Raw genomic sequence first — 26241 nt, 5'->3', positions numbered from 1 at the left:
GTTGCGAAGCTTTAAGCCCCAAAAAAATTTTCAGGCCCGTCTGCTAATACAGTAAATCAAGCTGTTCAGGTTCACTGATAAGACGGAGGTTTCCCTGGTTATCCGTATTAAACAGGGCCTGGTAGCGCACTGAATCAATACCCATGACCAGATTATCGAGATCAGTATTGGCAACGCGTACTGAGCGATTTTTCGCCCAGTCTGGCAGGGCATGAATATAATAGGTAAATATCACATCAGTCATGCCGTTGTTATCTGTCGAGACAGCCTTTATGCTTCTGACGCGCATGGTTCCATAGCAGAAATCATGATATTTCGTGAATGAAGCCTGGCCGTACGGGGTTAGCTGCCAGATTTTACTGCCTGCTTTCACATGAGCAGTGATAAGGCCGGCATCGACAAGCGCCTCCATTTTTGCATTAATCCAGCGGTCAGTACCTGTTCTTATTGAAACCGGCCACTGCTTTTCACCCAGACAAAGAGACTGCCGATTAAGTGACTGCTGTATAAGCTCACGATACTGACTTTTGTATCCCGCATAACAGCAGAACGACAGGAAAAAAAGCAAAATCCCTGTGATACATTTCAACGAAATTTCTCCATATCCAGAATCTGAAAAGCTTCATTCACGTCATCAAAAGTTTGTTCAGTAAGATAAATCCCTGCTGGATCCCAGTAAAAAACAGACGTCCCGGGATCGTCGTTATTTTGCTCCAGTCGGAATCGCGAAAACCTTACTCGCGATTTATCGGTAAGATCTCCGTCGCCATCGCTGCCGACATATTTGGTCGCCCTGATAAGGTAAAACCGCCCTTCATAGCGGTGAAGTTCTGTGCCGCTTATCTTAAGGGTAGATGCTGATAGCCTTAAATCGGTCCAGGTAAAGCCATCGTCATCCGGGACCGGTACGATAAGCCAGCTTTTTTCCTGGCTGATAAAAATGTTAAGAGTTTCACTGGGATGAGAAGTCTTATTGTCATAAGTCGCGGAAAAGACGGCATCTGGTATGCCATCACCATTCAAATCAATGCTGTTCAGCCCTTTTTTCAGGTAAATATGGGTGTCTGCCTGTAATGAAGCCGGAAGGCTTATCAGAATGGCTGTCAGTATTATAAAAGGCATTTTCAGGTTCAAAATTTCCGCACCAGTCTGAAGCCAGTGTCCGGCAGGACGTAGCCGGCACTGTGCGTGTCGCAGCTGGTCAGATTGCCCGTATGCAACAAGAAGCTGCCGCCACAAAAATAGTACATTTTCATACCGGAAAGGGTGTCGAAAGCATCAACCCATTCCGAAACGTTACTGCTCATGTCATACAGACCGAGCGCGTTGGGCCGCAGGCTTTTCACACGGACAGTGCCGAAATGCAGATCGTTGAAGTCAGGGAACCAGGCGACAGCATTTGCATTGTTGCTGCCAGCAAATCTGAAACCATACGAGCCATTTTCCAGTCCAGCCTGCCCTCCACGGGCAGCAACCTGCCATTCCTCGGCCGTGGGTAAACGGTAACCATTAGCCCGGGTATCCTGTGTAAATCCGTAACGGGAACTGTCACGTGCCGGTACGCCCTTATTATTGAGATAGACCGGTCTCAGCCCCGCCTTTTCACTCAGGGCATTTGCAAAAATCACCGCATCTGACCATTCAACACTGGTAACCGGGTGTGCGCCGTGATCTGTATCCGCCGGCCGGCAGTCTTCGTAAGCGGCTCCATTACATCCGATACCAAATGCATAATCACGCTCAACAGCCCACGCGTAAACATCTGAATAAAAACGGTAGGTGACTTCAGTACGCATGATCCTGAAAGCATTCACCGTGAGGTTAGCGTGTACTGCATAGTCATGTTGGCCAAGAACGGTACCGATGTAATATTTGCCAGCAGCAATAACGACTTCATCAGGAGACTGTGTTGCAGCGGCAAAAGCGGACAGCGAGCTGGTGGGTGGCATCCTGTGTACCGTACCGATGATGAATGAAATCCTATATTGGATGATTTTTTTCTCACGAAACTCTGCTATCCGGAATGCTACTGGCATCTGCAGTGCCGGAAAATCATATCGTCTGGATACGCATACTGATAGCGTTTTATGTGTGCTGACGATCGACCTTCAGATACAAGACGAAATAGGGTAAGAAATATATTGTCTGATTTGTCTTTTATTTGATCAGCCACATCCTGTTAATTAATTATTGCTATCACATAAATCTGAAATAAAAAATATTTCAACTAACATAAAAGTAGAGTGCAAGTAAATCAACTGGTTAACTTTGTTGCTTGATTTCCGGTTTACATACCAAACGATTCTGCCTAAACGTCAAAACCGCACATAAAGATAATAATCTTTATATAATGTAAAAAATGCAGATTTGCTCCCCAATGGTTAAGCGTTATATTGGGTTTCCTGAAAGAGCAGAACCTGTAAGGGTCAAATGAGTCGTCATGAGTAAAACTGTTTATATTGTTGATGACGAAGAATCCGTCATCGCTTCGCTGCAAAACCTGCTTGAAGCTGAAGGGTACGCTATTTCAGCGTTTACCTCTTCATCCGACTTTCTCAGCGAGGCAGATTATAAAACGCCAGGCTGCCTCATCACCGACTTAAACATGCCTGGATTTGACGGCTTTGATGTTTCAGAACGGCTGACTGAACGGGGATATTCTATTCCCACTATTTTCCTGACGGGCTTTGGTACCATACCTATCACCGTAAGGGCGATGAAAGCCGGTGCGTTTGAGTTTCTGACCAAACCCGTCATGCCCGACGATCTTATAAAGGTTGTTGAAGATGCGCTGGCACTGTCAGAAAAAAGTGCCACGCTATCTCAGGAAAAACGCTTAGTGACCGCCCGCTATAATTCGCTCACTCCGCGTGAAAAAGAGCTCATGAAATATATCGTCAGAGGTTTGCTGAATAAGCAGATTGCAGCAGAAATGGGCATCAGTGAAATTACGGCAAAAGTTCACAAGCGCAGGGTTCTGGAAAAGATGATGGTGCGATCTGTTTCTGAAATTGTCCGGATGGCTGAACGGCTGAATTTGATTCAGGATAATTAATCGCCCGGTCATGCATGATGAAGGCTTTCCGTGAGGCTCCTCCCGCTGGTTAAGACGCGAGGAGCCCAGGTTTACTTCAGCATTCAAGGGGTAATGTAAACCAGAACAGGCTGCCGCCCTCAGTGCGGTTTTCAGCATGTAATGTGCCGCCATGCCGCTTTACGATCTCATTACTGATGGTCAGCCCCATTCCCATTCCTTCCGGCTTAGTGGTATAGAATGAGTCGAAGATCTTGCCGATAACCTCATCGGAAAGTCCGGTGCCATTATCTGCAACGTCAAACCGGATAACATTGCTGGCTGGATGTGATGAAGAGAGTCGCAATATTCTCACGCCGGGGTTATCCGCTATGGCTTCAATCGCATTGATAACCAGGTTGAGCATCACCTGTTGAATTTGCACGCTCTCGCAGAAAACCCTATCATTCTTCGCCGTTAAATCCAGTTCCAGTAAGACAGATCGACGCTCAAGTTCGAGGCGGGATAACACAATAATATCCCGCGCAATAGCGTGTAATCTTGCTGGAGCAAACTCCGCTATCTGGTTACGCGTCAGCGCCTGCAGTCCGCGAATAATATCTCCTGCCCGTTGCCCTTCACGGATGATCTCATCAAGCCCGCGACTGACGTTTTCCAGGTTTGCCGGATCGCGTTTGAGCCAGCGCTGGCTGGCACCGGCATTAGAGACAATTGACATCAGTGGCTGGTTTATCTCATGAGCAATGGATGAGGTCAGCTGCCCGACAGTGGTCGCGCGCGCAACGCGGGCGAGTTCCGCCTGTGCGATTCTGACAGCATCCTCGGCCTGACGCTGGTCAGTGATATCGGTCAGTGTGCCAAAATACTCGGCGATTTCTGGCCAGTTTTCATTAGGCTCGCCAATCCCTTTAATATATCGACACTCGCCATCATCGCGAATGATGCGAAACTCGGCCTGCATCACTTCACCCGTGATGACCCAGTTTTCTATCTGTTCCCTGAGGCAGGGAAGATCGTCCGGATGTACGCGGCTCTGGAACTCTGCCATGGAAGTTGTGACCTGCTCATCGGGCAGCCCCATGATGCGTTTGTACTCATCTGAGATGTACTGGATATCCGGTTGAATCAGCCAGTGCCATGTGCCGGTATGGCTGATTTTCTCACCCAGCATCAGTGAAGTCTGGCTGGCGCGCAGCTGCTTTTCAATTTTGCGGCGCTGGATGTTTTCTTCGACCAGCTCTGCATAAAGACGTGCGGTTTCCAGAGAAACGGCTGCCTGCGCGCCCAGCATAGAGACTATTCTGGAGTGCTCAGCCGTAAATACATCGGGCATCAGGCGGTTTTCCAGATAAAGCACGCCGACCATTTGCGCCTGACGGAACATGGGCACGCACATCACTGCGGCTCCCGACGTAACCAGATAATTATCCTGACTGAATGGGGTGAAAACCTCAGGCTTACCGGTTCGTATCTCCTGTCCGGTTCGGATAACCGCAGAGAGAATGGAAAGAGGAAGATCGGTTTCAACCGGTATTTCCTGAACGATTTTAACCTTAACACCCTCAGCTGTGGTGCTGGCCCTGGCCTGAATCTCCGGGATGTTACCGTCAGTTAAGCGGATCAGCATACAGTGCTGTGCACCGGCACGCTCAACCAGCATCATCATAAGAATATGAATAAGCCGATCGAGATTGATCTCTTCCGTCAGCGCACGCATGACCGTTACCATACTCTGCAGATCGCTGATGACCGGGCTGTGTTCAAATGGCATCGTGCTGAGGGCCGTATGACTATGATGACTGGAGAGGGCTGGATAGGCTGTCTCCAGCTGGCGGACTTTTGCACTGGCTCCCCATCGATCCCAGGCCGCCATGGCACCCTTGATATAAGCATCGCCGGCAAAAGACATATTTCTGTCGTAGGCCATCCGCGCGGCCAGCTCGCAGGCAAGTCCGTTGATATGATGAAACTGTTCTTCACGTGACAGGGCGATAGCCATTTCAAACTGTTCTGCAGCCAGAGCCATTTCCCCTTCAAGGCGAAATATTTCAGCGCGAAGTAACGCTTCTTTATCAGCGAACGTTTTCGCGTTCTCATTTGACCAGGTAACAAGCTTGTCGAGGTGGGGTTTGAGCTGCTGACGTAACGCCCTGGTGATGGTTCCTGCAGGAAGCGGAGCAGTCAGACTCAGGGCGCTGTAAAGATGAAAATCAATCATATGCACATTACCCGGAATACGCGCAGTCAATAGCGCTGCGTTCTGAAAGCACTGGTTAGCTGCAGGGTATTCATTGGCAAAAAAATGCGCCATACCCTGATAAAGCCGTGCCCAGAACTGCATCAGATACATTGGCTCAGCGGCATCTTCAGGTTTCATCTCCTCGATAACAGGGGGTGAAAAATCTGCGCCGCTGAAGGTCACTCCCCGCGATTTTCGCAGGAACATGACGTAATCAAGCTGCATGCCCAGAATAATCTCGACATCGCGATACTGTACCTTTTTCACAAATAACATGCCGCGCGTGATGGCGGTATGCACTGCATCAAGATGATCGCCACGGGCCAGGTAATTCATAATGATATGGCGCAGCGCCAGACATGCTGACGTTCGATCCCCTGTTTCAACACCTGCATCAAAAGCGGCCTTTGCCCGTTCGATAGCGTAGGTCAGCGGCATAGTCCAGACGCTGACCTGATCGAGAGGCAGAAGGGTACGTGCCTTAAAGCTGACAAAATCATGCTTATAAATCAGCTCGCGCGCCAGTAGCGTACTGGCAAAGCCGCGACTGTACTCATCATACTGATCGCCGCACACGACGCCATACCATGACAGCGCAAGCGTGGAGGCCCCCGACAGTCCGTGCGCCATAGAGAGATGGAGCAGCCTGCACAGAATCATAAAATGAAGGCGGGGGTTAATGAAGACGGCAAACGTGCTGGCGCTTGCCAGCAGGTTCATGACGGCCTCAGTATTTTTACAATTTACCTGTGGCAGTGAGCGGAAGCGGGCGTAAGGATTTTTGCCCACGTCTTCTTTCAGCACAATCCTTGCTTCATCGCACTCTTCGCGGGTTGGATTTTGGTTGAGCTGAATGCCAAACACCGCAAGCCACGCAAGAGCTGTTTCGAGCGCCAGTTTGCTGTCCGACTGTCGCATATGAATTTCCGCTATCAGACAGGCAGCTTCCGCTTTATCTGTTACCTTACCCGGTGAGGCATGAATGCGTGAGCTTAATGCCAGGGCAACGGGCAGGTTGCCGTTCAGAAACTCACACTCGGCCTCTTCAAGCAGAAAATCATGATTTTCAACCGGGCCGGGCTCGCCGCTGAGCGAACGGGTGGTCTGCAGATAACGCAGAGCAGAAGCATAATCGCCCGTTGCTTTTGCACGACGGCTGGCTCTCAGCAGCAGGTTGCTGAACCTGTCGGCGTCAGGGATCAGCAATGCGACATTTTTTATAGAGAGCAGATGATGCGCGGCCCTGAAAAGTAAGGCATCGGTGATATCACGGCTCGATGCATGCATGTAATACAGCGCGGCGGCATAATTAACCACATCCTTATCTTCGTCCGGCAACAGTTTCAGCGCTGCTTCATGCATACTGTTATGCATAAAAGCGTACTCTGACCCGCTGAGCGAAATGAGCCTGACTTTTATGGCCGGTAGCAGCGTCAGCGCAATTTCAGACGCTGCAATGTTCATCATCGTGATAACAGTGCTCAGCTCTCCGGCACATCCCAGGATGGCCAGACGACCCAGAAGCTGGCACGTCTCAGGCGGCAATGACGTTAAATGCTGTAGCACGCTGGCCGCAACGTTTGCCGTGTAGGGTCGGTTTCTAAGCGCATGTGTATCGCAGGCCCACCTGAACGGGGCGTTGTGCGTGATCAATCCGTCGTGCACGGCCTGCCTGAAGAATTCATGGGTAGCGAGAGGATTACCACCGGTTTTTTCGTGAATAATCCGGGCCAGTTCTGCTGTTGCTGAACTGCGGGTATGGAACTGGCCGGCAAGCCAGCTGGCAATGTTTTTCTCAGTCAGAGGCTGAGGCGCAAGCTCTTTGATGCGGGCTGCATTGGCCCGGATACGATCCAGGTTGCCGGCAATCATCGGACAGGGTAAAGATTCGATGTCACGATGCGTCATTACCAGCAACAGAGGAATATTTTCGCTTTGGCTGAGCAGATTCTGCAATAAAATCAGCGTGGCCTGATCGGCCCAGTGTACATCATCAATCAGTATAACCAGCGGACGGCCGGGTGCCGTAAATGCTTTTACCAGACTGCACGCAACAAGATTGAAACGATCCCGGGCATCAAGAGAATGTGAGTGCCCCGGAATCGCGGCCTTCTGGCCCAGCAGTATTCCCAGCTCCGGCACCATGTTAATCGCCAGGCCGGTATAATTTCCTAATTCTTGGGTAATATGCGCCTTCCAGCGCGTCATTTCTTCTGCCGGTAGCCCAAGAGTATGCAGGACCAGCGTCCGGAAAGCAGATGTGAATACCGCATACGGTAACACCGGGGAATGCTGTTCAGCCTTTACTAACGTTAGCAGCATTTTTTTCCCGCGCAGCATCCTGAGCGACGAGGCTATCAGTGAAGACTTACCAGAACCTGGAACGCCTCTTATCGCTACCAGAGTATGTTTGCCGCTTTTGCTGACCTCCTCAAACGCCGCCAGAATCTCTATAGCCTGAGAATGATCGGCGAAAAGCACGTCATGGGATAATACTGTGACCGGTAAATCCTGCAGTCCCAGAGGAAAAGGTTCAATCATTCCGTCCGGCTTAAAGTTAGCCGCACAGCGGCGAAGATCGGCAAGTAATCCTTCCGCGCTGTGGTAACGGTATTCAGGCGATTTCGCCATCAGTTTAAGCACGATGGCGGAGAGTACAGCGGGGACATCCTGACGCAGCACATGAGGGGCCAGGGCTTCAGAGGCAATATGGTGGTGTACCCATTCAATATGACTCCCTTCTACAGTGCCATAAGGTAACTTGCCGGTCAGTAGCTGATAAAGAACAATCCCCAGACTGTATAAATCACTTACCCGGCTGATCTGACAAGCAGATCGAGACGTGTGTTCCGGGGACATGTAAGCAAGAGTGCCGCCCGCAACCGGTAAACGTGACTGTTGCAGGCTATCTTTATGCACGAATGACAGACCAAAGCCGGCAAGATGCACAGCGCCATCATCCGTATAAATGAAATTTGCAGGTTTAATATCGCCGTGTACCAACCCGTTCTGATGCAGGATCCCAAGCGTACTGCAGAGCATAATTGCCGTAGTCAAAAATTCATCAATGCTGCCCGGCGGGATACACAGCACATCCGCAAGTGTTTTGTAGTTGAAAGGCCGGTACAGGAGCGCATACCGGCCCTGGTAATGCGTATACCGCAGGGGTTTCAGCGCCCAGCTTTCCGATAGCCTGGCACGCAGGGCAAACTCATTTTTCAGCCGTTGCGTAACATGCAAAAGCGATTCTTCGTTACCTGCGGTTGCCAGCACAAAAGACTCACCGGTGATCGTATGCCGGCACAGCAACCAGTCTATATTGCCCTCCTGCGCCAGAGGCGTATAGGCCATGTACTCTGATAGAATCATTTCCTGATTGTCTATTGAGTTTAACGCCTGCAGGTTTGTATTCATGGACGGGAGGCCTGCGAAGAGAGTTCCTGACGGATATATATAAACAATGAATCGATATCAATGGGCTTAGGCAAAAAAGCGATGGCGCCCAGGTTAATGGCATACCGCAACGTGTTCTCATCGCCATTGCCAGAAATAATAATACCCGGCGGTTTTCTAAGTCGCCGGGTAAGATTGATGAACAGCTCGAAACCATTCATGCCTTTTAGCTGCACATCAATGATAAAAAGCGCGGCGTCCGCTATAGCTGCTTCATTAGAGAGAAGAGACTCTGCTGATTCAAAAGCGTACGTCAGATAGCCTTCAGACTGGAGCAGGTTTGTAAGACCATTGCGGACAGAACGTTCATCATCGACGACGACAATGCGCTGCGACAGCTGCATGCTGTTTTCCTTTATAAAACTCAGGCCCCGGAAGGCACTTCCTTAGGAGGTTTTATCACCTGAGGGCGGCGGATTATCGCCGATTTTATGGTGATACTCATGACGAAACCAGAGCAGGTTAACCGGCTGACCGGTTTTCCACCTTTTAACCAGCGGGATCAGGTGCTCGCCAATCTGCATCCCCAGCAGGCCTGCCAGCGCAATGATGGGCGGCGCCGGTGAATTGACGTCCAGTACCGTGTAGATAACACCAGCCAGTATGCCTGCTGCAAATGAAACTGAATACTTTTTAAGCATAATTACCCTGCCTGTTTCACTCTGGCTGATGAGTCGCCGAAGGTATGTGTGTGGCGATCGGACTATGATTGCCCGCAGGCAGCAAGGCCGACGATTCATGGTGCAGAAGCTTTCCACCCAATGAGCTGCCGATGACCATACCCAGCAGCCCGACCAGCGCAACCGCCGGCGGCGCCGGTGACTGGACTCTGATCACGGCATAAACGAGGCCAATAAGCGCCCCGGCTCCCAGAGATATTAATAAAGGACTCATGGGTCCTCCTTATTGAAAAAGCAGGCCAGCCCGGAGAGGAGCTGGCCGGAAGGAGAGGCTACATTAGCGAACGTTTGCCGGAACTGGCGCCAGGGTACGGTGCTCAGTTTTTTGACGTGAAGGCGCTTTGTGAACCATGGTGTATGCGTAGTCAACGCCGATACCGTAAGCACCAGAGTGCTCCTTAGCGATATCCATAACGGCGTTGTAAGTCTCTTTGTGCGCCCAGTCTCGCTGCCACTCCAGCATGACCTGCTGCCAGGTTACCGGGATCACGCCAGCCTGAATCATGCGCTGCATGGCATAGTCGTGAGCTTCTTTCGTGGTGCCGCCTGACGCATCAGCAACCATATAAATTTCATAATCGCCTTCCAGCATGGCGCACAGTGCGAAAGTGTTATTACACACTTCGGTCCACAGGCCTGAAACCACCACTTTTTTCTTGCCGTTAGCTGCCAGCGCATCACGGACTTTCTGATCATCCCATGAGTTCATTGACGTGCGCTCAAGAATGTCCTGGCCCGGAAACACGTCCAGCAGTTCAGGAAAAGTATTACCGGAGAAGCTTTCGGTCTCAACGGTGGTCAGTACAGTCGGGATGTTGAAAACTTTAGCCGCTTTAGCCAGTGCTACGACGTTGTTTTTCAGTACCTGGCGGTCAATTGACTGCACGCCAAACGCCATCTGTGGTTGCTGGTCAATAAAGATGATCTGGCAGTTCTGCGGCGTCAGTACTTCAAGCTTACGATTGGTCATATTGTGCCCATTGAGGTTAATGTTGCTAAGTCCCGTAAAACGTTTTAACGGCGTTAATTTGCAGCATCCCTGTCAGCTGAATGGCGTCATCACTTTTCGCCGTTCCGGTGGGTTACTGTCTGAACGCAGTGTAGGAACCTTTTTATTTTCAAACTATTATCTTTAGGTATAACTATACGAACGTATACTATCCCTTTGTATAACTAGACGTTCTCCAGACCTCCTGATCATAATTCCGCCATCCCATATCCTGCTTACCGGGCAGGGCAATTCCGTGTCCGCAGACCTTATTCCGTTCCGGACAACTCATTTCAGGAGATCCTATGGTTACCCTTGGCAAAGCCGACACCATTCTGACTAATGGCCGCTTTCATACCGTTGATCGCGGCAATCCGATCGCCGATGCGGTTGCGATTCGTGACGGCAAATTTCTGGCGGTTGGTACGCAGGAAGAAATAATGCAGCACCATTGTGCAGGGACTAACGTGGTCGATCTGAAAGGACACACAGTGATCCCGGGTCTGAACGACTCGCACCTGCACCTGATCCGCGGTGGCCTTAACTACAACCTGGAACTGCGCTGGGAAGGCGTACCGTCTGTATTCGATGCGCTGCGCATGCTAAAAGAGCAGGCGCTGCGTACTCCCTCACCGCAGTGGGTACGCGTGGTAGGTGGCTGGACTGAATTCCAGTTTGCCGAGCGCCGCATGCCGACGCTGGATGAGATCAACGAAGCCGCGCCGGATACGCCCGTGTTTGTCCTGCACCTTTACGATCGCGCTCTGCTTAATCGCGCCGCGCTGAAAGTGGTTGGTTACACCAAAGACACGCCAAATCCGCCGGGCGGCGAAATCCAGCGTGACAGCAACGGTAATCCGACCGGCATGCTGATTGCGCGCCCGAATGCCATGATCCTCTATTCCACGCTGGCCAAAGGGCCGAAGCTGCCGCTTGAGCAGCAGGTGAACTCCACCCGCCAGTTCATGCGTGAGTTGAATCGTCTCGGCCTGACCAGCGCCATTGATGCCGGCGGTGGTTTCCAGAATTATCCGGAAGATTACGAGGTGATTGCCGAGCTGCATCAGAAAAAGCAGATGACCATTCGCATCGCCTACAACCTCTTTACCCAGCGTCCTGGTCATGAACTTGAAGATTTTGAGAAGTGGACGGACATGCTGACGCCTGGTCAGGGCAGCGACTATTTCCGTCACAATGGCGCGGGCGAGATGCTGGTATTCTCGGCAGCCGACTTCGAAGATTTTCTTGAGCCGCGTCCTGACCTCGCGCCAGGCATGGAAGATGAGCTGGAGCGCGTGGTCCGTCATCTGGTTGAGCACCGCTGGCCATTCCGCCTGCACGCCACCTACGATGAATCCATCAGCCGCATGCTCGACGTGTTTGAAAAGGTCAACCGCGACATTCCGTTTAACGGCCTGCACTGGTTCTTCGACCACGCTGAAACCGTGACGCAGCGTAATATTGATCGCATCAAAGAGCTGGGCGGCGGCATCGCGGTGCAGCACCGTATGGCGTTCCAGGGCGAATACTTTGCCGGGCGTTACGGCATTGAAGCTACCCGTCACACACCGCCGGTGGCACGCATGCTGGAAACCGGTGTGCCAGTGGGCCTTGGCACTGACGCCACGCGCGTCGCCAGCTACAACCCCTGGACTGCACTCTACTGGCTGGTGTCCGGTCGCACGGTGGGCGGTATGCAGATGTATGACGTTAACGCTCGTTTGGCTCGCGATACCGCACTGATGCTGTGGACGCAGGGCAGCGCCTGGTTCTCCAGTGAGCAGGGTAAGAAAGGCCAGATTAAAGCGGGTCAGCTGGCCGATCTGGCGGTGCTAAGCAACGATTACTTCAGCGTGCCAGAAGAGGAGATCAAGGGCATCGAATCGGTGCTGACCATCGTAGACGGCAACATCGTCTATGCCGCCGGCACCTTTAGCAGTGAAGCTCCGCCATCTATTCCGGTGCTGCCGGAGTGGTCGCCCGTGGTCAGGGTACCGGGACACTACCGCAGCGCGCCGCCAACCGCGCATACCCGCGTGGGTATGCAGCAAATGCCGCACCAGTGCAGCGGTCCCTGCGGTGTCCACAGCCACTCGCATGATATTGCGCGCGGCGCAAACATGCCTGTATCCGAAGAGAACGCCTTCTGGGGCGCGCTCGGATGCAGCTGCTTTGCGTTCTGAGCATCATGAATCGTCTATTTTCGCAGCCGCCCCGCATTGATGCCGGGCTGTTCTTTCTGCGGCTGGCAGGCTGCCTGCTGCTGCTGCATGTGCACGGTCTGCCGAAGGTGTTTCATTTCAGTGAAGAACTGACGCGCATAGAGGATCCGTTTGGACTCGGTCCCTCTATGAGCCTGCTGCCAGCTATTTTTGCCGAAGTGATTTGCCCGATTTTCATTCTGACTGGCGTGTTTGCCCGGCTTGCCTGCCTGCCCATCATCGGCGTGCTTCTGGTGGCGATGGTGTTTGTGCATCCGGACTGGAGCATCGCGGAAGGCCAGTTTGGCTGGCTGCTGCTGATCATCTTCGCCACACTGGCCATCACCGGGCCGGGCAAGTGGCGCCCGGGTGCTGATATGCAAAAAGGAGTACGTCATGACGCAGGTTAACGATATTCACGCGGTCACGCCGGAATCAGAGCCGGTTGCGGTTGAGGCGGCTTCGCCGTGGCAGCCGCTGCGCCAGCCGGTGTTCCGCATGCTGTGGATTGCTACCGTGGTGTCCAACGTGGGGTCATGGATGAACGATGTGGGCGTCAACTGGACCATGCTGACGCTCAGCGCCGATCCGCTGAGCGTGGCGCTGGTGCAGGCGGCGGCCAGCCTGCCAATGTTCCTGTTTGCCCTGCCATCCGGCGTACTGGCGGACATTATTGACCGGCGTAAATATCTGCTGTTTTCGCAGCTCTGGGTATTCATCGCCGCAGCCGGCCTGACCGTGCTCTCCTTTACCGGACACGTGACGCCGCTGGTGCTGCTGATTGCCGCCTTTCTGATGAGCGCCGGCGCGGCGATGAGTTCACCGCCGTTTCAGGCCATTGTGCCGGACCTGGTTGAAAAACATGAGCTCAGCCCGGCCATCGCGCTTAACTCGCTGGGGATCAATATCAGTCGCGCCATCGGCCCGGCGCTGGGTGGATTGATTCTGTCGTTTGCCGGCCCGTGGATGGTGTTCATGCTCAACGCTCTGTCGGTGCTGGGCGTGGCGTGGGTGCTGTACCGCTGGAAAGAAGCGCCCGGCGTGCAGCGCCTGCCGCCGGAACACTTTTTCTCTGCCGTTAAGGCGGGCATACGCTACGTGCACGCGGCGCCGGTACTGCGCAACGTGCTGATGCGTACCGTGGCGTTTTTCCTGTTTGGTAGCGCTGGCTGGGCACTGCTGCCGCTGGTCGCGCGCCGCGAGCTGGGCTTAGGCCCTGGCGGGTATGGCATCCTGCTGGCCTTCATTGGCGTCGGCGCGATTTGCGGTGCCGTCCTGCTGCCGCGCCTGCGTAAGCACCTTAATCCGGACCGGCTCATGGTGCTGGCCAGCCTGATGTTTGCTGCCACCATGCTGGCACTGGCGTTCGTGCGTCATTTCTGGCTGCTGAACGCATGTGAGTTTTTTACCGGTTTTGCGTGGATTGCGGTGCTCTCAACGCTCAACGTCGGCGCGCAACGCAGCGCCGCAAAATGGGTGAAGGCGCGTGCGCTGGCGGTTTATCTCACGGTGTTTTTTGGTTCGATGACCGTGGGCAGCACTATCTGGGGCCAGCTGGCATCCCATTTTGGTATACCGCTTTCACTCTGCGTTGCCACGCTGGGCATGGTGCTGGGCTGTCTCACCGTACTGCGCTGGCGGCTGGATCAGGACCCCGATCTCAATCTGGACGTCAGCAATATCAGTGAGACTGTGCCGGCGCTGGATATTCATCACGATCGTGGCCCGGTGCGCGTCAGTTACGAGTATCTGATCCGCACAGAGGATGCGCGTGACTTTACTCTCTGCATACAGGATATGCGCCGCGTTCGTCGCCGTGGCGGGGCTGATAACTGGGCAGTATATGAAGACATTTTACAGCCTGGCATCTTTGTTGAAACTTTTGTGGTCGGTTCGTGGATGGAACATCTGCGCCAGCTGGAGCGCTACACCATGAACGACCAGAAAATTCAGACGAGGGTGTATGCCTTCCATCAGGGTGAAAAGATGCCGCAGGCCCGCTATCTGGTTGCGCCGGTATAAAAAGCGCGTTTCTCAATGGTGTTTACTTAAAGGTAAGGATAAATAATGAGTACAATCAAGACTGCAGATGGTACCCGGATTTATTATAAGGACTGGGGCAAAGGAAAACCGGTGCTGTTCAGCCACGGCTGGCCGCTGGATGGCGACATGTGGGACAGTCAGCTGAATTTTCTGGCTGAGAAGGGTTATCGCGTCATCGCGTTTGACCGCCGTGGCTTTGGCCGTTCTGAGCAGCCGTGGACCGGCTACGATTACAATACATTCGCCTCCGACATCAACGATCTGATCACCTGCCTGGACCTGCAGGACGTGACGCTGGTTGGTTTCTCAATGGGGGGCGGTGATGTAACACGTTATATCAACAACTACGGCACCGCACGTGTTGACGGCCTGGTACTGCTGGGCGCCGTCACGCCTATCTTTGGTAAAGCAGATGATTTCCCGCAGGGTGTTGATCACTCCGTGTTTGCCGGCATCCAGGCCGGTCTGCGTAAGGGCCGCGCGCAGTTTATCAGTGATTTCGCTGTTCCTTTCTACGGTATTAATGCCGGACAGACGGTGTCTGAAGGCGTGCTGACGCAGACGTTAAATATCGCGCTGCTGGCTTCTCTGAAAGGGACGCTGGACTGCGTAACGGCATTTGCCACGACGGACTTCCGTCCGGATATGGCTAAAGTTGACGTGCCGGCACTGGTTATTCATGGCAGTAACGATCAGATTGTTCCGTTTGAATCAACCGGCAAACTGGCCGCAGAAATGATTGAGGGCGCGCAGTTGAAAGTGTATGACAATGCGCCGCATGGTTTTGCGGTTACGCATTCCGATCAGCTTAATGCGGACCTGCTGGCATTCCTGAAGTCGCTTTAAAAATAGCTAACTTAAGCATACACATCCGGTCAGCGGAGACCGCATAAAAAACAGCCCGACATCACTGCCGGGCTGTTTCATCTAATACAAAGGGCGGAGGGCTTAATCGGCTTCCCAGCCGTTTTTTTACTTAACGCGTCGGATGATTAACCTCTACCGGGCGCAAATCAAATAGCAGCACTTCAGCATTATGCCCATCGGAAAACGTAAGCTCATTCTCATTGCGTACACGCGCACCGTCACCTTCACTGAAAGAGACGCCGTTGACGGTAATACTGCCCCGCGCAACGTGAATATAGGCATAACGATTTTCCGGTAATGTAACGGTTTGCTCCTCACCCTCATTAAACAACCCGGCATAGATGCGAATATCCTGCTTAATTTTCAGGGAAGAATCAGCTCCGTTCGGAGAGATGATGAGCCTGAACTGCCCACGCTTATCCTCTTCCGCAAAGCTAACCTGCTGATACTTCGGGGCTGTGTTTTTTTCGGCAGGAATAACCCAGATCTGCAGGAAATGCACGCCCGCCTGTGGTGAGTGGTTAAATTCACTGTGGGTGACGCCGGATCCTGCACTCATCAGCTGGACATCCCCGGGAACTATGACGGAGCCCGTGCCCATAGAGTCCTTATGCGCCAGTGCACCGTCCAGCACATAGGAGATGATTTCCATGTTGCTATGTGGGTGAGCGCCAAAGCCACGCCCACCAGCAACCTGGTCATCATTAATAACCAGCAGATCGGAAAAACCGGTTTGTTTCGGATCCCAGTAATTTGCAAATGAAAAGGTGTGACGTGAATGTAACCAGCCGTGGTCACCCAGACCGCGGGAATCTGACAGACGTTGTTCGATCATGATGGTCTTCTCCAGAAGTGTTTAGTAAAACGCGTATTCGCTTCGATGGAGTAAAATTAACGTAAACATAAAAAGCCGTAAATGCTGCAAAAAAATAAATAGATTATCATTTTAGTGGACAATCCCGGTTCATCTTTCCTTGTCAGAAAGAGGGCGCGCGCACAAAAAATAAGCGCTTTTTTTTAAGCTTAGCTCAGGGTAATTATGGGATTTTAACCACGTGAATAGCTGTTTGCTGTACATCCCATCGTGATAAATCGTTTCATTTATAAAGTACACTTTGTTGAAATAATTATGAAAAGCATCAACAAATTTGCTGCTCTGATTACCTTTGCACTGGTTTCATCACATACAGATTGAGAGGTCCGGGATAAAGGAGAACAGGCCAGCCTGAGGTATCTCTACAAAAAACGTCCCCTTCAAACCCTTTTGTCGCAGTTTTTTCATTTCAGCCAGAAGAGTGAATTGCCAGGTCAATCATGGTTCTTTCTTACTGTGTATATCCAGTGGAGCAATAGCCTGTTGCAGATATTCCAGAAACACCTTTACTTTCATCTGCAGGTATTTTCTGCCGGAACAGAGCGCATATAGCACCAAATCTTCGGGCTGGCGGTTACAGTTAATTTCAATGAGGGAGCCGTTATTCTGAATCTTATCGAATAACAGGTGACTGCTCTGGGTAATCTTATAGCGGTCACACTTTGATTATTTAGCATCAGCCCTTCATATAAATGATGGTTTTACCTCATTGAACCGATAACGGTTACGCTGATGCTCTCCTTATAGTGCTCTCACATTGACCTGTAAGGAGGGATATCCTGATGAATTCACGTATTCAGTTAGGTGTCAGCCCGTTAAGCTGGACCAATGATGTTTTGCCCGATCTGGGCGACACTATTTCCCTTGAAATCTGCCTCAAACAGGCCGCGTCTGCTGGCTATCAGGGTATTGAACTGGGCAGGAAATTCCCCCGGACGCACGCTGCATTGGCCCCGTTACTGCATGAGGCCGGTCTTCAGCTCGCTTCAGGCTGGCACAGCGGTTTTCTTGCCGATCGCAGCGTTGCTGAGGAAGCCGCGGCCGTACATTCACATGCAGAGCTACTGAAAGCGTCGGGTGCCAACGTCATGGTTTATGGCGAATGCGGCAGAATGCCAGGCGCTCATCCGCTGGACAAACCCCTGTCTTTTTCTCCGGCCTTATGCAGTCTGAATGTTGATGATTATGCCCGCAAGGTCAGCGAGTTTGCCGACATTCTGCTTAGCCGGTACGGCCTGAAACTGGCTTATCATCATCATCTGATGATGCTGGTTGAACAGCATCATGAACTGGATGAATTTCTGACAAAAACCTCCGAGAGCGTCGGTCTGGTTCTGGATTCGGGGCACGCTATCGCCGCTGGAGTTGATCTGAAACAGATAACAACGCGGTTTGGCCACCGCGTAGTGCATATACATCTGAAGGATATCCGTGCTGATATTCTTCATCGGGTGCAGAAGGAAGATCTCAGCTTCAATGATGCGGTACGTGCCGGACTCTTCACTGTGCCGGGTGAAGGCTGCATTGATTATTCTTCGCTAATTGATTTTGTTACGCATTCAGACTATCGGGGCTGGCTGATTGTCGAAGCCGAACAGGATCCGCAAAAAGAAGAGCCGTTTGCTGCCGTCTCCCGGGCATTTCGCTGGACACAAAACACTTTTCTACTGTCCCTGCCAGCAGAGGAAATCGCACAATGAAAGAAAAACTCAATATTGGTTTAATCGGATCGGGTTTCATGGGGCAGGCGCATGCTGATGCTTACCGCCGTGCGGCAATGATCTATCCCGATCTGCCAAAACGTCCTCATCTGTATGCACTGGCCGATCAAAATCAGGCGCTGGCTGACGCAAATGCCACGCGCTTCGGTGCAGAAAAAGCATATGGAGACTGGCGGGATTTGATCAACGATCCACAGGTAGATGTAGTGGATATTACCTCGCCAAATTATCTGCACTATGAGATGGCGCTGGCCGCGATCGCGGCCGGCAAGCACGTGTATTGTGAAAAGCCACTGGCCGTCAGCACCGAAGAGGCGCTGCAGATGACGCTGGCTGCAGAAAAGGCGGGCGTCAAAACGATGGTAGCATTTAACAACATTAAAACCCCGGCAGCCCTGCTCGCAAAACAGCTTATTGAGAATGGCGATATCGGTATACCGATCCGCTTTCGGGGCACCTTTGATCAGGGCTTTTATAACGATCCGCAACTTCCCTGGTCCTGGCGCTGCTCTAAAAAGCTGGGTGGCAGCGACTCACTGGGCGATCTGGGCGCCCACACCCTTTCAGTCGCGCAGTTTTTGATGGGGGATATCAGCGAGGTGACAGCCAGCGCACAAACTTATTTACGTCAGCGCCCGGTTCCCCGGACGGATGCCGGTTATGCCAGCCGCATTGATGAGCAGGCAGAATGGCGCGAGGTCGAGAATGATGACCAGGTTCAGTGCCTGGTGAGCTTTGAAAGCGGTGCCAGCGGCGTTGTTGAGTCTTCACGCCTGTCCGCCGGACGCATTTTTGGTGTGTTCTGGGAAGTTTCCGGAACCGGGGGCACTATTTATATGGATGGTGAACGTTTCAATGAGCTGCAGGTGTATCGCTTCAGTGACGACAAAAACGATCGCGGCTTCAAAACCTTGTATGCAGGCAGTCAGATCCCGGCTTATGCAGGCTTCTTCGGCTTTGATTTTGGTGGCGGCGGGCTCGGTTATTTTGATGTGAAAGTCATTGAAGTCCACGACCTGGTACAGGGAATTTGCAGTAAAGACGATTGCTATCCGAACTTTGCCTTTGGCCTGCAAAATCAGCAGATCCTGACCGCTATCGAGCAGTCCATTGCATCCCGTCAGTGGGTTGCTGTGGCAGATAATCGCTAAATCAGCGCTGAAAAGGAGTCACTATGTTCCCCTCTTTTTTACCCGTTCCGCGAATACCTTCTGAAACGTCTGTACCCGTACTGCGCTGGGGCATTATTGGCCCCGGCTGGATTGCTGAACATTTTGCCCGCGCACTGAAAGAACATACCGGGCAGCATCTGGTTGCAGTATCAGGAAGAAACAGAGTAAAAGCCCAGGCATTTGCTGAACGCTGGGCAATACCATCAGTTTTCAGCAATCCCGATGAAATGCTGGCAGTGGACGGTCTGGATGCGATCTACATCGCCACACCGCATAACCATCACTTTCCGGATGGCATGAAAGTGCTCAGTGCAGGCAAACATGTACTGATTGAGAAGCCTCTGGCTCTGAATGCCAGAGAGGGAGCGGCCCTGCAGGCACTGGCCCGGGAAAAAAGCCTGCTGTGCATGGAAGGAATGTGGTGTGACTTTACGCCAAAATATGATGTTCTGCGTCAGCTATTAGCAGATGGCGTATTAGGCGACCTTCATACTCTGACCGCCGATCATGGTGAGTTTTTTACGCAGGATCACCGCATTTTTAACGCCGATCTGGCCGGCGGACCAATGCTGGATCTGGGTAGTTATCTGGTTTCGCTGAGCGTAATGGTGGCAGGCGCGCCGGTTCGCGTTCAATCCAGTGGACAGCCGGCACAAGGCAATGTTAACGGACAGGCTTCGATGCTGTTTGAACATGCCAGCGGCATGCATTCCGTTCTGAACACAACCTTGTTCAGCAATACTCCAGGCGGTGCAGTGATTGCCGGGCGCGATGCTACCCTGGTTCTGGCGGGACAATTTTACGCGCCCGGTGGTTTTGTACTCACCTCAAGCCAGGGCAATCATTCACTGTTCTGGGAAGAACCTGCCAACCGCTACACGCAGCTGTATCATGAGATCCAGCATTTTTCCTGGTGTGTGGGGCAGGGATTAAACGATTCCCCGGTTCGGCCTTTATCCACATCACTCATGACCCTGACAGCGATGGATAAGGTGAGAGGACAGCTGGGGATCGTTTTCAATGAAGAACGCGGAAACGTGTGACAACAGGGGTTGAGGATCAGCAGCACCCGCAGCTTATCCTCACAGGAGTGGTCCTGATTTTTTCCGGAGTATCCTGCCATCGGGCATAGCATTCTGCTTGCCCGGAATTTTGCCGCAGCGCCTGCGACCGCCTGAGCTTACAGGATTAAGCCGGTAAATCAGCAATGTCTTCCTTATTCAGATACTGATGGCAACGGCCAGCTTAACTCAACAGGCTTACTTATCATTCGCGCAGCGAGAAAAGCCGATGGCAAAATGGTGACGACAGGGTTTTTCTGCCACATCAAATATAACCTTCCGGCCACGACTTTCTCTCAGCCTTTGCCCCAGTGCATATTCTGGATAACAACTCTGTATCGATCTCTATCTTCAAAGGTAACGCCATTGCGATCCCAGTAAGGATTAAATGATTTAACTCTGATGAAGCCAGCCTCATCCATATTTATACAGGTGGTTTGCCAGCTATCTTGCCCGGGAATGTACAGAATCAGGAGATCTTCATGTGAGGGTGAAGGCAGCACCGGATGATCATGGCACTGGGTAAACTCAAGGTGCCAGGATAACCCCTTCAGTCCTAACATGTATCCGCTGAATCCATCGTGGTTTGTGAAATCACCGATTTTTTCTAACCCAAGACCGTTACAGTACATTTCACAGCTTTTGCTGAGTGCGGTGACAGGTCTGGCTATCCTCATATGCTGCAATACCATAAATACCTTCTTTTATGTTGGCTTACCCTGGCATTCTGGCAACGAATTCTGTGAAAGCCATCGGGTGTATGCTGCTATAGTCAAAAAAGGATCAAGAAATGACTGAATCAAACAAACCTTACTGGAACCGAATGGTTCCCGAGCTGACCGTAACAGATCTGTCCGCGTCCCTGAAATTTTATATCGAAGTGGTTGGCTTTAGCATCATCATCAGACGCATGGAGCCAGATTTTGCCTATATCAATCTTGGCGAGGCGCAGCTAATGCTTGAGCAATATCATCCGGACGGATGGAATACGGCAGAACTCGTCAGACCGCTGGGACGCGGTGTAAATTTCCAGATAGAAGTGGATGACGTTGACCAGATATTCGCTCGTGTAAATACCCACAGCGTAACGTTATATCGGGGTCTCACCGATAACCACTACAGTACTGGCGAAACAACCGCCTGTCAGAGAGAATTTCTTGTGCAGGATCCGGATGGATACCTTCTGCGTTTCAGCCAGTATATTGAGTAGCACTCCTGCCGTTTTTCACGAACCTCTGCCGGCGTTCAGCGTTAACATGATAATACGCCCGCACCTGCAGACGTGCTCAGCCCTGATGATTTTGTCGTGCATACATGCCTGTGCACTGAGATCATGATTCCCGGGTGTATGCAGACCAGTTCCATACAATGATTTACAACAAAATCATGCGAAACGACACGGGACAGCAGGCGTGCCAGACGCAAGTTTTGATGCTGGTTTGTAGCCCGCATACGCGGTAAACGAGTTTTTCAACCACTCTTACAAACGGAAATGTGTCTCGTTACGCTTTATTTATCTGATTTCTCCAGCCAGGCTTTTTCCTGCATAACGTTTCTTAACCGACCAGGAGAAAGACATGTTCCATCATTCATCCAAAATGCAGTTCCCTGTACGCGTAGAAAAGCCAAATCCGGAATTTGCCATGCTGCTTCAGCAGGCGATAGGGGGCGTGGAGGGAGAGATACGTGTAGCAATGCAATATTTTTTCCAGGCCATGGGTGCCCGGGGCGATGCACGCATCAGAGATCTTCTGATTTCCACTGCAACAGAAGAGCTGAGCCATATTGAAATGCTGGGATATGCTGTTGCTCTGAACCTCGAAGGCGCGCCGCTTTCGTATCAGGAAGAAACAGCGAAAGATCCGGTAATGAACGCTATTCTGGGCGGTATGAATCCCCGCCATGTTCTCTCTTCCGGACTGGCCGCGATGCCGGTAAATGCCAACGGGATGCCTTTTGATATGAGTCACATCTACGCTTCCGGTAATGTGGCTGCCGACATGCTGGCGAATGTCACCGCTGAAGCAACCGGGCGTGTACTTGCAACCCGGCTGTACAATCTTACCGAAGATAAAGGCATGAAAGATTTCCTTGCGTTTCTGATTGCGCGCGACACGATGCATCAGCAACAGTGGCTGGCCGTGATTGAAGAAATGGGGGGACTGAACGCTTCACTTCCCATTCCAAACAGCTTCCCGCGAGGCAATGAAGCAGAAGAGCACGCTTATTATTGTCTGAATACTTCTCTGGACAAGCCTCTTCCCAAAGGTCGCTGGAGTGAAGGCCCGGCTTATGATGGGTACGGTCAGTTCACGGCTAAAGAGCAGCCGGATATTCTGGGAGATGAGCCAGTGCTGGGTAAAGCGCGTCCGGGCTCAGGTGCACAGCAGGAACAAATTGACGGGACGGTTCCGCCTGCAACCGGAGCTGTGTAGAGCTATTTTCATTCCTCATGACTTTATGCTGTAAAAAGGGTTTCAGGGCTGCATAGCAGCCCTGCTTTGTTATAGCCATCTTCAGGTTACCGCTATTTTAATGCTGAGGTATGGTTTACCGCGAGAAAGATAACTGTTTTACAGCCCATTATTTATCAGGGAGTCGTAAACAATTTCCTGCTTTATTTAAGAGCGCAGCCGCGTGTACTCGTCTTTATATCAGCTTCAGGCACACAGTCGGGTATATTCAGTTCAGTGTCTTCTGATATTTCAGGTAAGAACATGGCGAAATGTCGATCGGATTCACTGCGTTCGCAATCACATATGACATCATCCTCACCCGCACCTTCATCAATTTTAGAAAGAATCGTTTCAGCTTTCTTTGAGAGGTCGTGAATTTTTACGGCTCGGCTGGAACGGCCTCATCCTTTCTGGCAGTGGCAGTAGGCTAATTCCTGACGTTACAGTACTGAACTACAGGTTAGCAACAATACGCATTGTGCAGATGCAGTGTTATCACCGTCTATTTTTGTCAGCCAGTTCAGGGTTATGAATCATGTCACAGCTCATCCTGACTGACTTATTGCTAACGGATCACAGGATGGGGCTGTCAATCCTGCAAAGTGATGCCAAAAAGATTGAGGGGCCAGAGGTAAATACACTGGCTGAGGCGCACACGCCCCTCTGCATTACTAACAGAACTGATTTATCATCGACAGCAGCATCGGTTTTAAATTACTCAACTCCTCCAGATGCGCCAGCGAGAGTGACTCCAGCAGCTGCTCTGCCTCCGGCGTCAGGCGCAAAAACATTTTACGTTGATCGGCCTGATCCGGCTCGCGCAGCACCAGTCCCGCCTCTTCGAGGCGACTCAGCAGGCCGGACGCACTGTGCGGCTTCAACATCAGACGATCTGCCACATATCCCACGGTGGCGTTGCCCGGCGAGCTACCCCGAATTGTCAGCAGAGCCTGATGTTGTTGCGGCGTCAATCCTGCGTTACGTGCCTGAGTTTCGCTGAATGCCATGAACGAACGCAGAGTAGCGCGAAAATCAGCCAGCAGCGCGTAATCGGCATCTTTCATTTTAGAGTGTGACATGCTGAAACCCTTTCTGTATTGAATTTATATCGCATTGCGATGTAAATTGCGCGTTTTTGAAAATGTAATGAGGAGTAATAAGATGCGGGATACGTTGTCTGGTTCCCCACATCGGCGCACGCTTTCTGACTACAGCGTCACCGCGCGCGTGATTATACTCGCGCTAATGGCCATTCTGATAGGAACCGGCGGCGCGTTTGGTGCCATTGTGCTGCTGCACCTGATCGCCCTGATGAGCAATCTGTTCTGGTATCACCAGTTTTCGTTCAGCGAGAACGTCATGCCGGGCAGCGCCGGAACGCTTCATATTCTTGCGGCGCCAGTACTGGGCAGCCTGATTATCGGGATTATGGCGCGTTTTGGCTCAGAAAAAATCCGCGGTCACGGCATTCCGGAAGCCATTGAAGCCATTCTGTACAGTGAAAGCCGGATGTCGCCCAGGGTAGCCGTGCTCAAGCCGCTCTCTTCGGCCATATCGATTGGCAGCGGCGGTCCGTTTGGTGCGGAAGGGCCTATCATTATGACCGGCGGCGCAATCGGTTCTTTATTCGCTCAGTTATTTCACCTCAGTGCAGCTGAGCGTAAAACGTTGCTGGTAGCAGGGGCAGCGGCGGGCATGACCGCCATCTTTAACGCGCCCGCTGCGGCAGTATTGCTGGCGCTGGAGGTGTTGCTGTTTGAGTGGAAGCCGCGCAGTTTTATACCGGTGGTTACTGCAGTACTGGTCTCCTGGTGCTGGCGCGATGCGCTGACTGGCACCGGCGCCATTTTTCCTTTTGCGTGGTCATCGCCACTGCAACCCCTGCAACTTATCATGGCGGCGGGCACTGGCATACTCACGGGAACAATCGCAGTGGTGCTGTCGAAGAGCCTGTACCGTATTGAAGAGTGGTTTCATCGGCTGCCCGTTCACTGGATGTGGTGGCCCGCGCTGGGCGCAGTGGCTGTTGGTGCCGGCGGCATAATTCAGCCACGGGTATTAGGTGCGGGATACGGCAGTATTCAAAATCTGCTGGATGGTTCCCTGGCGCTCAACATTATGGTTTCACTGCTACTGGTAAAAAGTATTGTCTGGCTGATATCTCTGGCTTCGGGCACCTCTGGCGGCGTGGTAGCGCCGCTGCTGATCATGGGTGGCGCGACGGGTGCCCTGGTGGCTCATCTGCTGCCTGGCTACGGCGGAATGCTGGCAATGGCAGGCATGGCCGGGATCCTGAGCGGCGCAATGCGTGCACCGCTGACGGGCACGCTGTTTGCGGCTGAAGTCACAGGGCATTTTGATCTGCTGCCGGTAGCATTAGCGGCCGCCGTGGCTTCTTATGCGGTGAGCGTTTTGATGATGCCACGCTCTATCTTCACCGAACGTCTGGCGCGCCGGGGACACCATATTGTGCAGGAGTATGGTACCGACCTGCTGGAAACAACCAGAGCGCGACAAATTATGACCGACACGCCCGCCACTTTACCTGCTTCAATGCCGCTGAGTCAGGCCATCGCGATGATGAGCGATCTGCGTGCCCATCATCATTATCCGGTGGTTGATGCGCAGGGCAGGTTTATCGCCGTGGTATCGCGCAAAGAGATGCTGCACTGGCAGCAGCAAGACAGCGACACCACGCTGCAGATGCTAATGGGCGAAAAGCCGCAAATCAGCGCTCATTCTGACACCTTATGCAGTCAGATTGCCGACCATTTTTTCAATGAGGAAACGGGAATGGTCGTGGTCACAGTCGCGGAGACCGGACAGGTAACAGGCGTGATCACCCGCCATGATATTTTCCGTGTACGTTATCTGGCAAAGAAGACAGAAAATCACAAAATGAAATACCTGCGGTTACGCAAATCAGACTAATGAGTGTGACGGGCTGAATAAGCAGCCGCGTTGTTTTACAAAGCCGCAAGGATGGCCGCCTCCATCTTCGCCGGTGGGGTGATGGGGGCAAAACGTCTGAGTGGCTGGCCGTCACGGCCGATAAGAAATTTGGTAAAATTCCATTTGATTCGTCCGCCCGGCATGCCGGGCAATTCCGTTTTCAGATACTGAAACAGCGGATGGGCTGCGGCTCCGTTAACATCAATTTTTTCAAACATCGGGAAGCTTACCCCGTAATTGATATGGCAGGTCTGCGCGATGTCATCGGCACTGCCGGGCTCCTGCTTACCAAACTGGTTACAGGGAAACCCCAGTATCACCAGCCCCTGCGCCGCATATTGTCGCCAGAGTGCTTCAAGACCGGCATACTGGCGCGTAAATCCGCAGTGGCTGGCGGTATTCACTACCAGAACCAGCTTGCCCGCGTAGTCAGCCATTGAAACCGGCTGCCCCTGCAGGCGGGTGGCCGAAAATTGATAAAAAACGGTCATGCTGGTTCC

General features: G+C 52.1%; 23 protein-coding genes. 11 read left to right on the top strand and 12 right to left on the bottom strand.

The genetic code is table 11. The annotated features are described in order from the left end of the window. Positions 1-43 precede the first annotated feature (43 nt). The 3 genes from SB719_RS05770 to SB719_RS05760 are packed head-to-tail and all read right to left on the bottom strand — an operon-like array spanning position 44 to position 2036. Complete coding sequence (locus SB719_RS05770) at positions 44-589, bottom strand: CpmK protein (protein ID WP_304231450.1); 546 nt, start codon at positions 587-589, stop codon at positions 44-46. Then, complete coding sequence (locus tag SB719_RS05765; RefSeq protein ID WP_412159022.1) at positions 586-1134, bottom strand: carbapenem self-resistance protein CarG family protein; 549 nt, start codon at positions 1132-1134, stop codon at positions 586-588. The genes SB719_RS05770 and SB719_RS05765 overlap by 4 nt, the downstream gene beginning before the upstream one ends. Continuing rightward, complete coding sequence (locus SB719_RS05760) at positions 1131-2036, bottom strand: SUMF1/EgtB/PvdO family nonheme iron enzyme (protein WP_412159021.1); 906 nt, start codon at positions 2034-2036, stop codon at positions 1131-1133. The genes SB719_RS05765 and SB719_RS05760 overlap by 4 nt, the downstream gene beginning before the upstream one ends. A gap of 404 nt (positions 2037-2440) precedes the next feature. On the opposite strand from SB719_RS05760, the gene SB719_RS05755 reads away from it, so the two are divergent. Then, complete coding sequence (locus tag SB719_RS05755) at positions 2441-3055, top strand: response regulator (RefSeq protein ID WP_304231454.1); 615 nt, start codon at positions 2441-2443, stop codon at positions 3053-3055. Positions 3056-3131: 76 nt separating this feature from the next. Here the strand turns inward: SB719_RS05755 and SB719_RS05750 are convergent, their stop codons facing one another. The 5 genes from SB719_RS05750 to SB719_RS05730 form a co-directional block, all read right to left on the bottom strand. After that, the gene (locus SB719_RS05750; protein WP_412159020.1) at positions 3132-8687 is read right to left on the bottom strand and encodes an AAA family ATPase; all 5556 of its coding nucleotides are present in this window, start codon (positions 8685-8687) and stop codon (positions 3132-3134) included. Beyond that, entirely contained in the window at positions 8684-9070 is a 387-nt protein-coding gene (locus SB719_RS05745) for a response regulator (RefSeq protein WP_412159019.1), read from the bottom strand. Before SB719_RS05745 ends, SB719_RS05750 begins: the two co-directional genes overlap by 4 nt. A 42-nt stretch (positions 9071-9112) precedes the next feature. Further along, positions 9113-9367 carry a DUF1427 family protein gene (locus SB719_RS05740; RefSeq protein WP_304231459.1) on the bottom strand — a complete coding sequence of 85 codons (255 nt, stop codon included), beginning with the start codon at positions 9365-9367 and terminating at the stop codon, positions 9113-9115. A gap of 16 nt (positions 9368-9383) precedes the next feature. Continuing rightward, on the bottom strand, positions 9384-9620 hold the full coding sequence (locus SB719_RS05735) for a DUF1427 family protein (RefSeq protein ID WP_065647301.1): 237 nt from the start codon (positions 9618-9620) through the stop codon (positions 9384-9386). A gap of 63 nt (positions 9621-9683) precedes the next feature. Beyond that, on the bottom strand, positions 9684-10376 hold the full coding sequence (locus SB719_RS05730; protein ID WP_065647302.1) for a hydrolase: 693 nt from the start codon (positions 10374-10376) through the stop codon (positions 9684-9686). 323 nt (positions 10377-10699) lie between these two features. Here SB719_RS05730 and SB719_RS05725 point away from each other — a divergent pair, with 323 nt between their 5' ends. The 4 genes from SB719_RS05725 to SB719_RS05710 are packed head-to-tail and all read left to right on the top strand — an operon-like array spanning position 10700 to position 15484. Further along, entirely contained in the window at positions 10700-12577 is a 1878-nt protein-coding gene (locus tag SB719_RS05725) for an amidohydrolase (protein WP_304231463.1), read from the top strand. Positions 12578-12582: 5 nt separating this feature from the next. Next, on the top strand, positions 12583-13005 hold the full coding sequence (locus tag SB719_RS05720; RefSeq protein ID WP_065647639.1) for a DoxX family protein: 423 nt from the start codon (positions 12583-12585) through the stop codon (positions 13003-13005). After that, a complete protein-coding gene (locus tag SB719_RS05715) occupies positions 12992-14617 on the top strand; it encodes an MFS transporter (protein WP_304231466.1) in 1626 nt (541 codons plus the stop codon). Before SB719_RS05720 ends, SB719_RS05715 begins: the two co-directional genes overlap by 14 nt. 45 nt (positions 14618-14662) lie before the next feature. Then, the gene (locus SB719_RS05710; RefSeq protein ID WP_412159018.1) at positions 14663-15484 is read left to right on the top strand and encodes an alpha/beta fold hydrolase; all 822 of its coding nucleotides are present in this window, start codon (positions 14663-14665) and stop codon (positions 15482-15484) included. A 130-nt stretch (positions 15485-15614) separates the two neighbouring features. Here SB719_RS05710 and SB719_RS05705 read toward each other — a convergent pair whose 3' ends face one another. Further along, a complete protein-coding gene (locus SB719_RS05705) occupies positions 15615-16340 on the bottom strand; it encodes a pirin family protein (protein WP_412159017.1) in 726 nt (241 codons plus the stop codon). 818 nt (positions 16341-17158) lie between these two features. Here SB719_RS05705 and iolE point away from each other — a divergent pair. From iolE to SB719_RS05690, 3 genes are read left to right on the top strand one after another with little or no spacing between them, the layout of a single operon-like run. Next, entirely contained in the window at positions 17159-18079 is a 921-nt protein-coding gene (gene iolE / locus SB719_RS05700; protein ID WP_412159031.1) for a myo-inosose-2 dehydratase, read from the top strand. Beyond that, complete coding sequence (locus SB719_RS05695; RefSeq protein ID WP_412159016.1) at positions 18076-19251, top strand: Gfo/Idh/MocA family protein; 1176 nt, start codon at positions 18076-18078, stop codon at positions 19249-19251. Before iolE ends, SB719_RS05695 begins: the two co-directional genes overlap by 4 nt. A gap of 23 nt (positions 19252-19274) precedes the next feature. Then, complete coding sequence (locus SB719_RS05690; RefSeq protein ID WP_412159015.1) at positions 19275-20315, top strand: Gfo/Idh/MocA family protein; 1041 nt, start codon at positions 19275-19277, stop codon at positions 20313-20315. Between the two features lie 314 nt (positions 20316-20629). Here SB719_RS05690 and SB719_RS05685 read toward each other — a convergent pair whose 3' ends face one another. Continuing rightward, positions 20630-21025, bottom strand: coding sequence for a prolyl endopeptidase (locus SB719_RS05685; protein WP_065647310.1), 396 nt, complete (start codon positions 21023-21025; stop codon positions 20630-20632). A gap of 98 nt (positions 21026-21123) precedes the next feature. On the opposite strand from SB719_RS05685, the gene SB719_RS05680 reads away from it, so the two are divergent. Together SB719_RS05680 and SB719_RS05675 are read left to right on the top strand one after the other, a co-directional pair. Then, positions 21124-21543, top strand: a complete 420-nt coding sequence (locus tag SB719_RS05680) for a bleomycin resistance protein (RefSeq protein ID WP_304231477.1) — start codon at positions 21124-21126, stop codon at positions 21541-21543. Positions 21544-21910: 367 nt separating this feature from the next. After that, positions 21911-22768, top strand: coding sequence for a manganese catalase family protein (locus tag SB719_RS05675; protein WP_065647312.1), 858 nt, complete (start codon positions 21911-21913; stop codon positions 22766-22768). A 692-nt stretch (positions 22769-23460) separates the two neighbouring features. Here the strand turns inward: SB719_RS05675 and SB719_RS05670 are convergent. Beyond that, positions 23461-23868, bottom strand: a complete 408-nt coding sequence (locus SB719_RS05670) for a MarR family winged helix-turn-helix transcriptional regulator (protein ID WP_065647313.1) — start codon at positions 23866-23868, stop codon at positions 23461-23463. A gap of 82 nt (positions 23869-23950) precedes the next feature. On the opposite strand from SB719_RS05670, the gene SB719_RS05665 reads away from it, so the two are divergent. Continuing rightward, positions 23951-25720, top strand: a complete 1770-nt coding sequence (locus tag SB719_RS05665) for a chloride channel protein (RefSeq protein WP_412159014.1) — start codon at positions 23951-23953, stop codon at positions 25718-25720. 35 nt (positions 25721-25755) lie between these two features. On the opposite strand, the gene SB719_RS05660 is transcribed toward SB719_RS05665, so the two are convergent. Then, a complete protein-coding gene (locus tag SB719_RS05660; RefSeq protein WP_292968831.1) occupies positions 25756-26232 on the bottom strand; it encodes a glutathione peroxidase in 477 nt (158 codons plus the stop codon). Between the last annotated feature and the right edge of the window lie 9 nt (positions 26233-26241).

It is taken from the genome of Pantoea sp. SIMBA_079, assembly GCF_046940275.1.
GTDB lineage: Bacteria > Pseudomonadota > Gammaproteobacteria > Enterobacterales > Enterobacteriaceae > Pantoea > Pantoea borealis.
This window is presented reverse-complemented; position numbering and strand designations above follow the sequence as displayed.

Coding starts and splice junctions, on each gene's coding strand:
- SB719_RS05660 (WP_292968831.1), bottom strand. CDS start 26,232: ATGACCGTTTTTTATCAATTTTCGGCCACCCGCCTGCAGGGGCAGCCG.
- SB719_RS05665 (WP_412159014.1), top strand. CDS start 23,951: ATGCGGGATACGTTGTCTGGTTCCCCACATCGGCGCACGCTTTCTGAC.
- SB719_RS05710 (WP_412159018.1), top strand. CDS start 14,663: ATGAGTACAATCAAGACTGCAGATGGTACCCGGATTTATTATAAGGAC.
- SB719_RS05750 (WP_412159020.1), bottom strand. CDS start 8,687: ATGAATACAAACCTGCAGGCGTTAAACTCAATAGACAATCAGGAAATG.
- SB719_RS05685 (WP_065647310.1), bottom strand. CDS start 21,025: ATGGTATTGCAGCATATGAGGATAGCCAGACCTGTCACCGCACTCAGC.
- SB719_RS05705 (WP_412159017.1), bottom strand. CDS start 16,340: ATGATCGAACAACGTCTGTCAGATTCCCGCGGTCTGGGTGACCACGGC.
- SB719_RS05690 (WP_412159015.1), top strand. CDS start 19,275: ATGTTCCCCTCTTTTTTACCCGTTCCGCGAATACCTTCTGAAACGTCT.
- SB719_RS05755 (WP_304231454.1), top strand. CDS start 2,441: ATGAGTAAAACTGTTTATATTGTTGATGACGAAGAATCCGTCATCGCT.
- SB719_RS05740 (WP_304231459.1), bottom strand. CDS start 9,367: ATGCTTAAAAAGTATTCAGTTTCATTTGCAGCAGGCATACTGGCTGGT.
- SB719_RS05730 (WP_065647302.1), bottom strand. CDS start 10,376: ATGACCAATCGTAAGCTTGAAGTACTGACGCCGCAGAACTGCCAGATC.
- SB719_RS05720 (WP_065647639.1), top strand. CDS start 12,583: ATGAATCGTCTATTTTCGCAGCCGCCCCGCATTGATGCCGGGCTGTTC.
- SB719_RS05725 (WP_304231463.1), top strand. CDS start 10,700: ATGGTTACCCTTGGCAAAGCCGACACCATTCTGACTAATGGCCGCTTT.
- SB719_RS05695 (WP_412159016.1), top strand. CDS start 18,076: ATGAAAGAAAAACTCAATATTGGTTTAATCGGATCGGGTTTCATGGGG.
- SB719_RS05745 (WP_412159019.1), bottom strand. CDS start 9,070: ATGCAGCTGTCGCAGCGCATTGTCGTCGTCGATGATGAACGTTCTGTC.
- SB719_RS05715 (WP_304231466.1), top strand. CDS start 12,992: ATGACGCAGGTTAACGATATTCACGCGGTCACGCCGGAATCAGAGCCG.
- SB719_RS05675 (WP_065647312.1), top strand. CDS start 21,911: ATGTTCCATCATTCATCCAAAATGCAGTTCCCTGTACGCGTAGAAAAG.
- SB719_RS05680 (WP_304231477.1), top strand. CDS start 21,124: ATGACTGAATCAAACAAACCTTACTGGAACCGAATGGTTCCCGAGCTG.
- SB719_RS05735 (WP_065647301.1), bottom strand. CDS start 9,620: ATGAGTCCTTTATTAATATCTCTGGGAGCCGGGGCGCTTATTGGCCTC.
- SB719_RS05760 (WP_412159021.1), bottom strand. CDS start 2,036: ATGCCAGTAGCATTCCGGATAGCAGAGTTTCGTGAGAAAAAAATCATC.
- SB719_RS05670 (WP_065647313.1), bottom strand. CDS start 23,868: ATGTCACACTCTAAAATGAAAGATGCCGATTACGCGCTGCTGGCTGAT.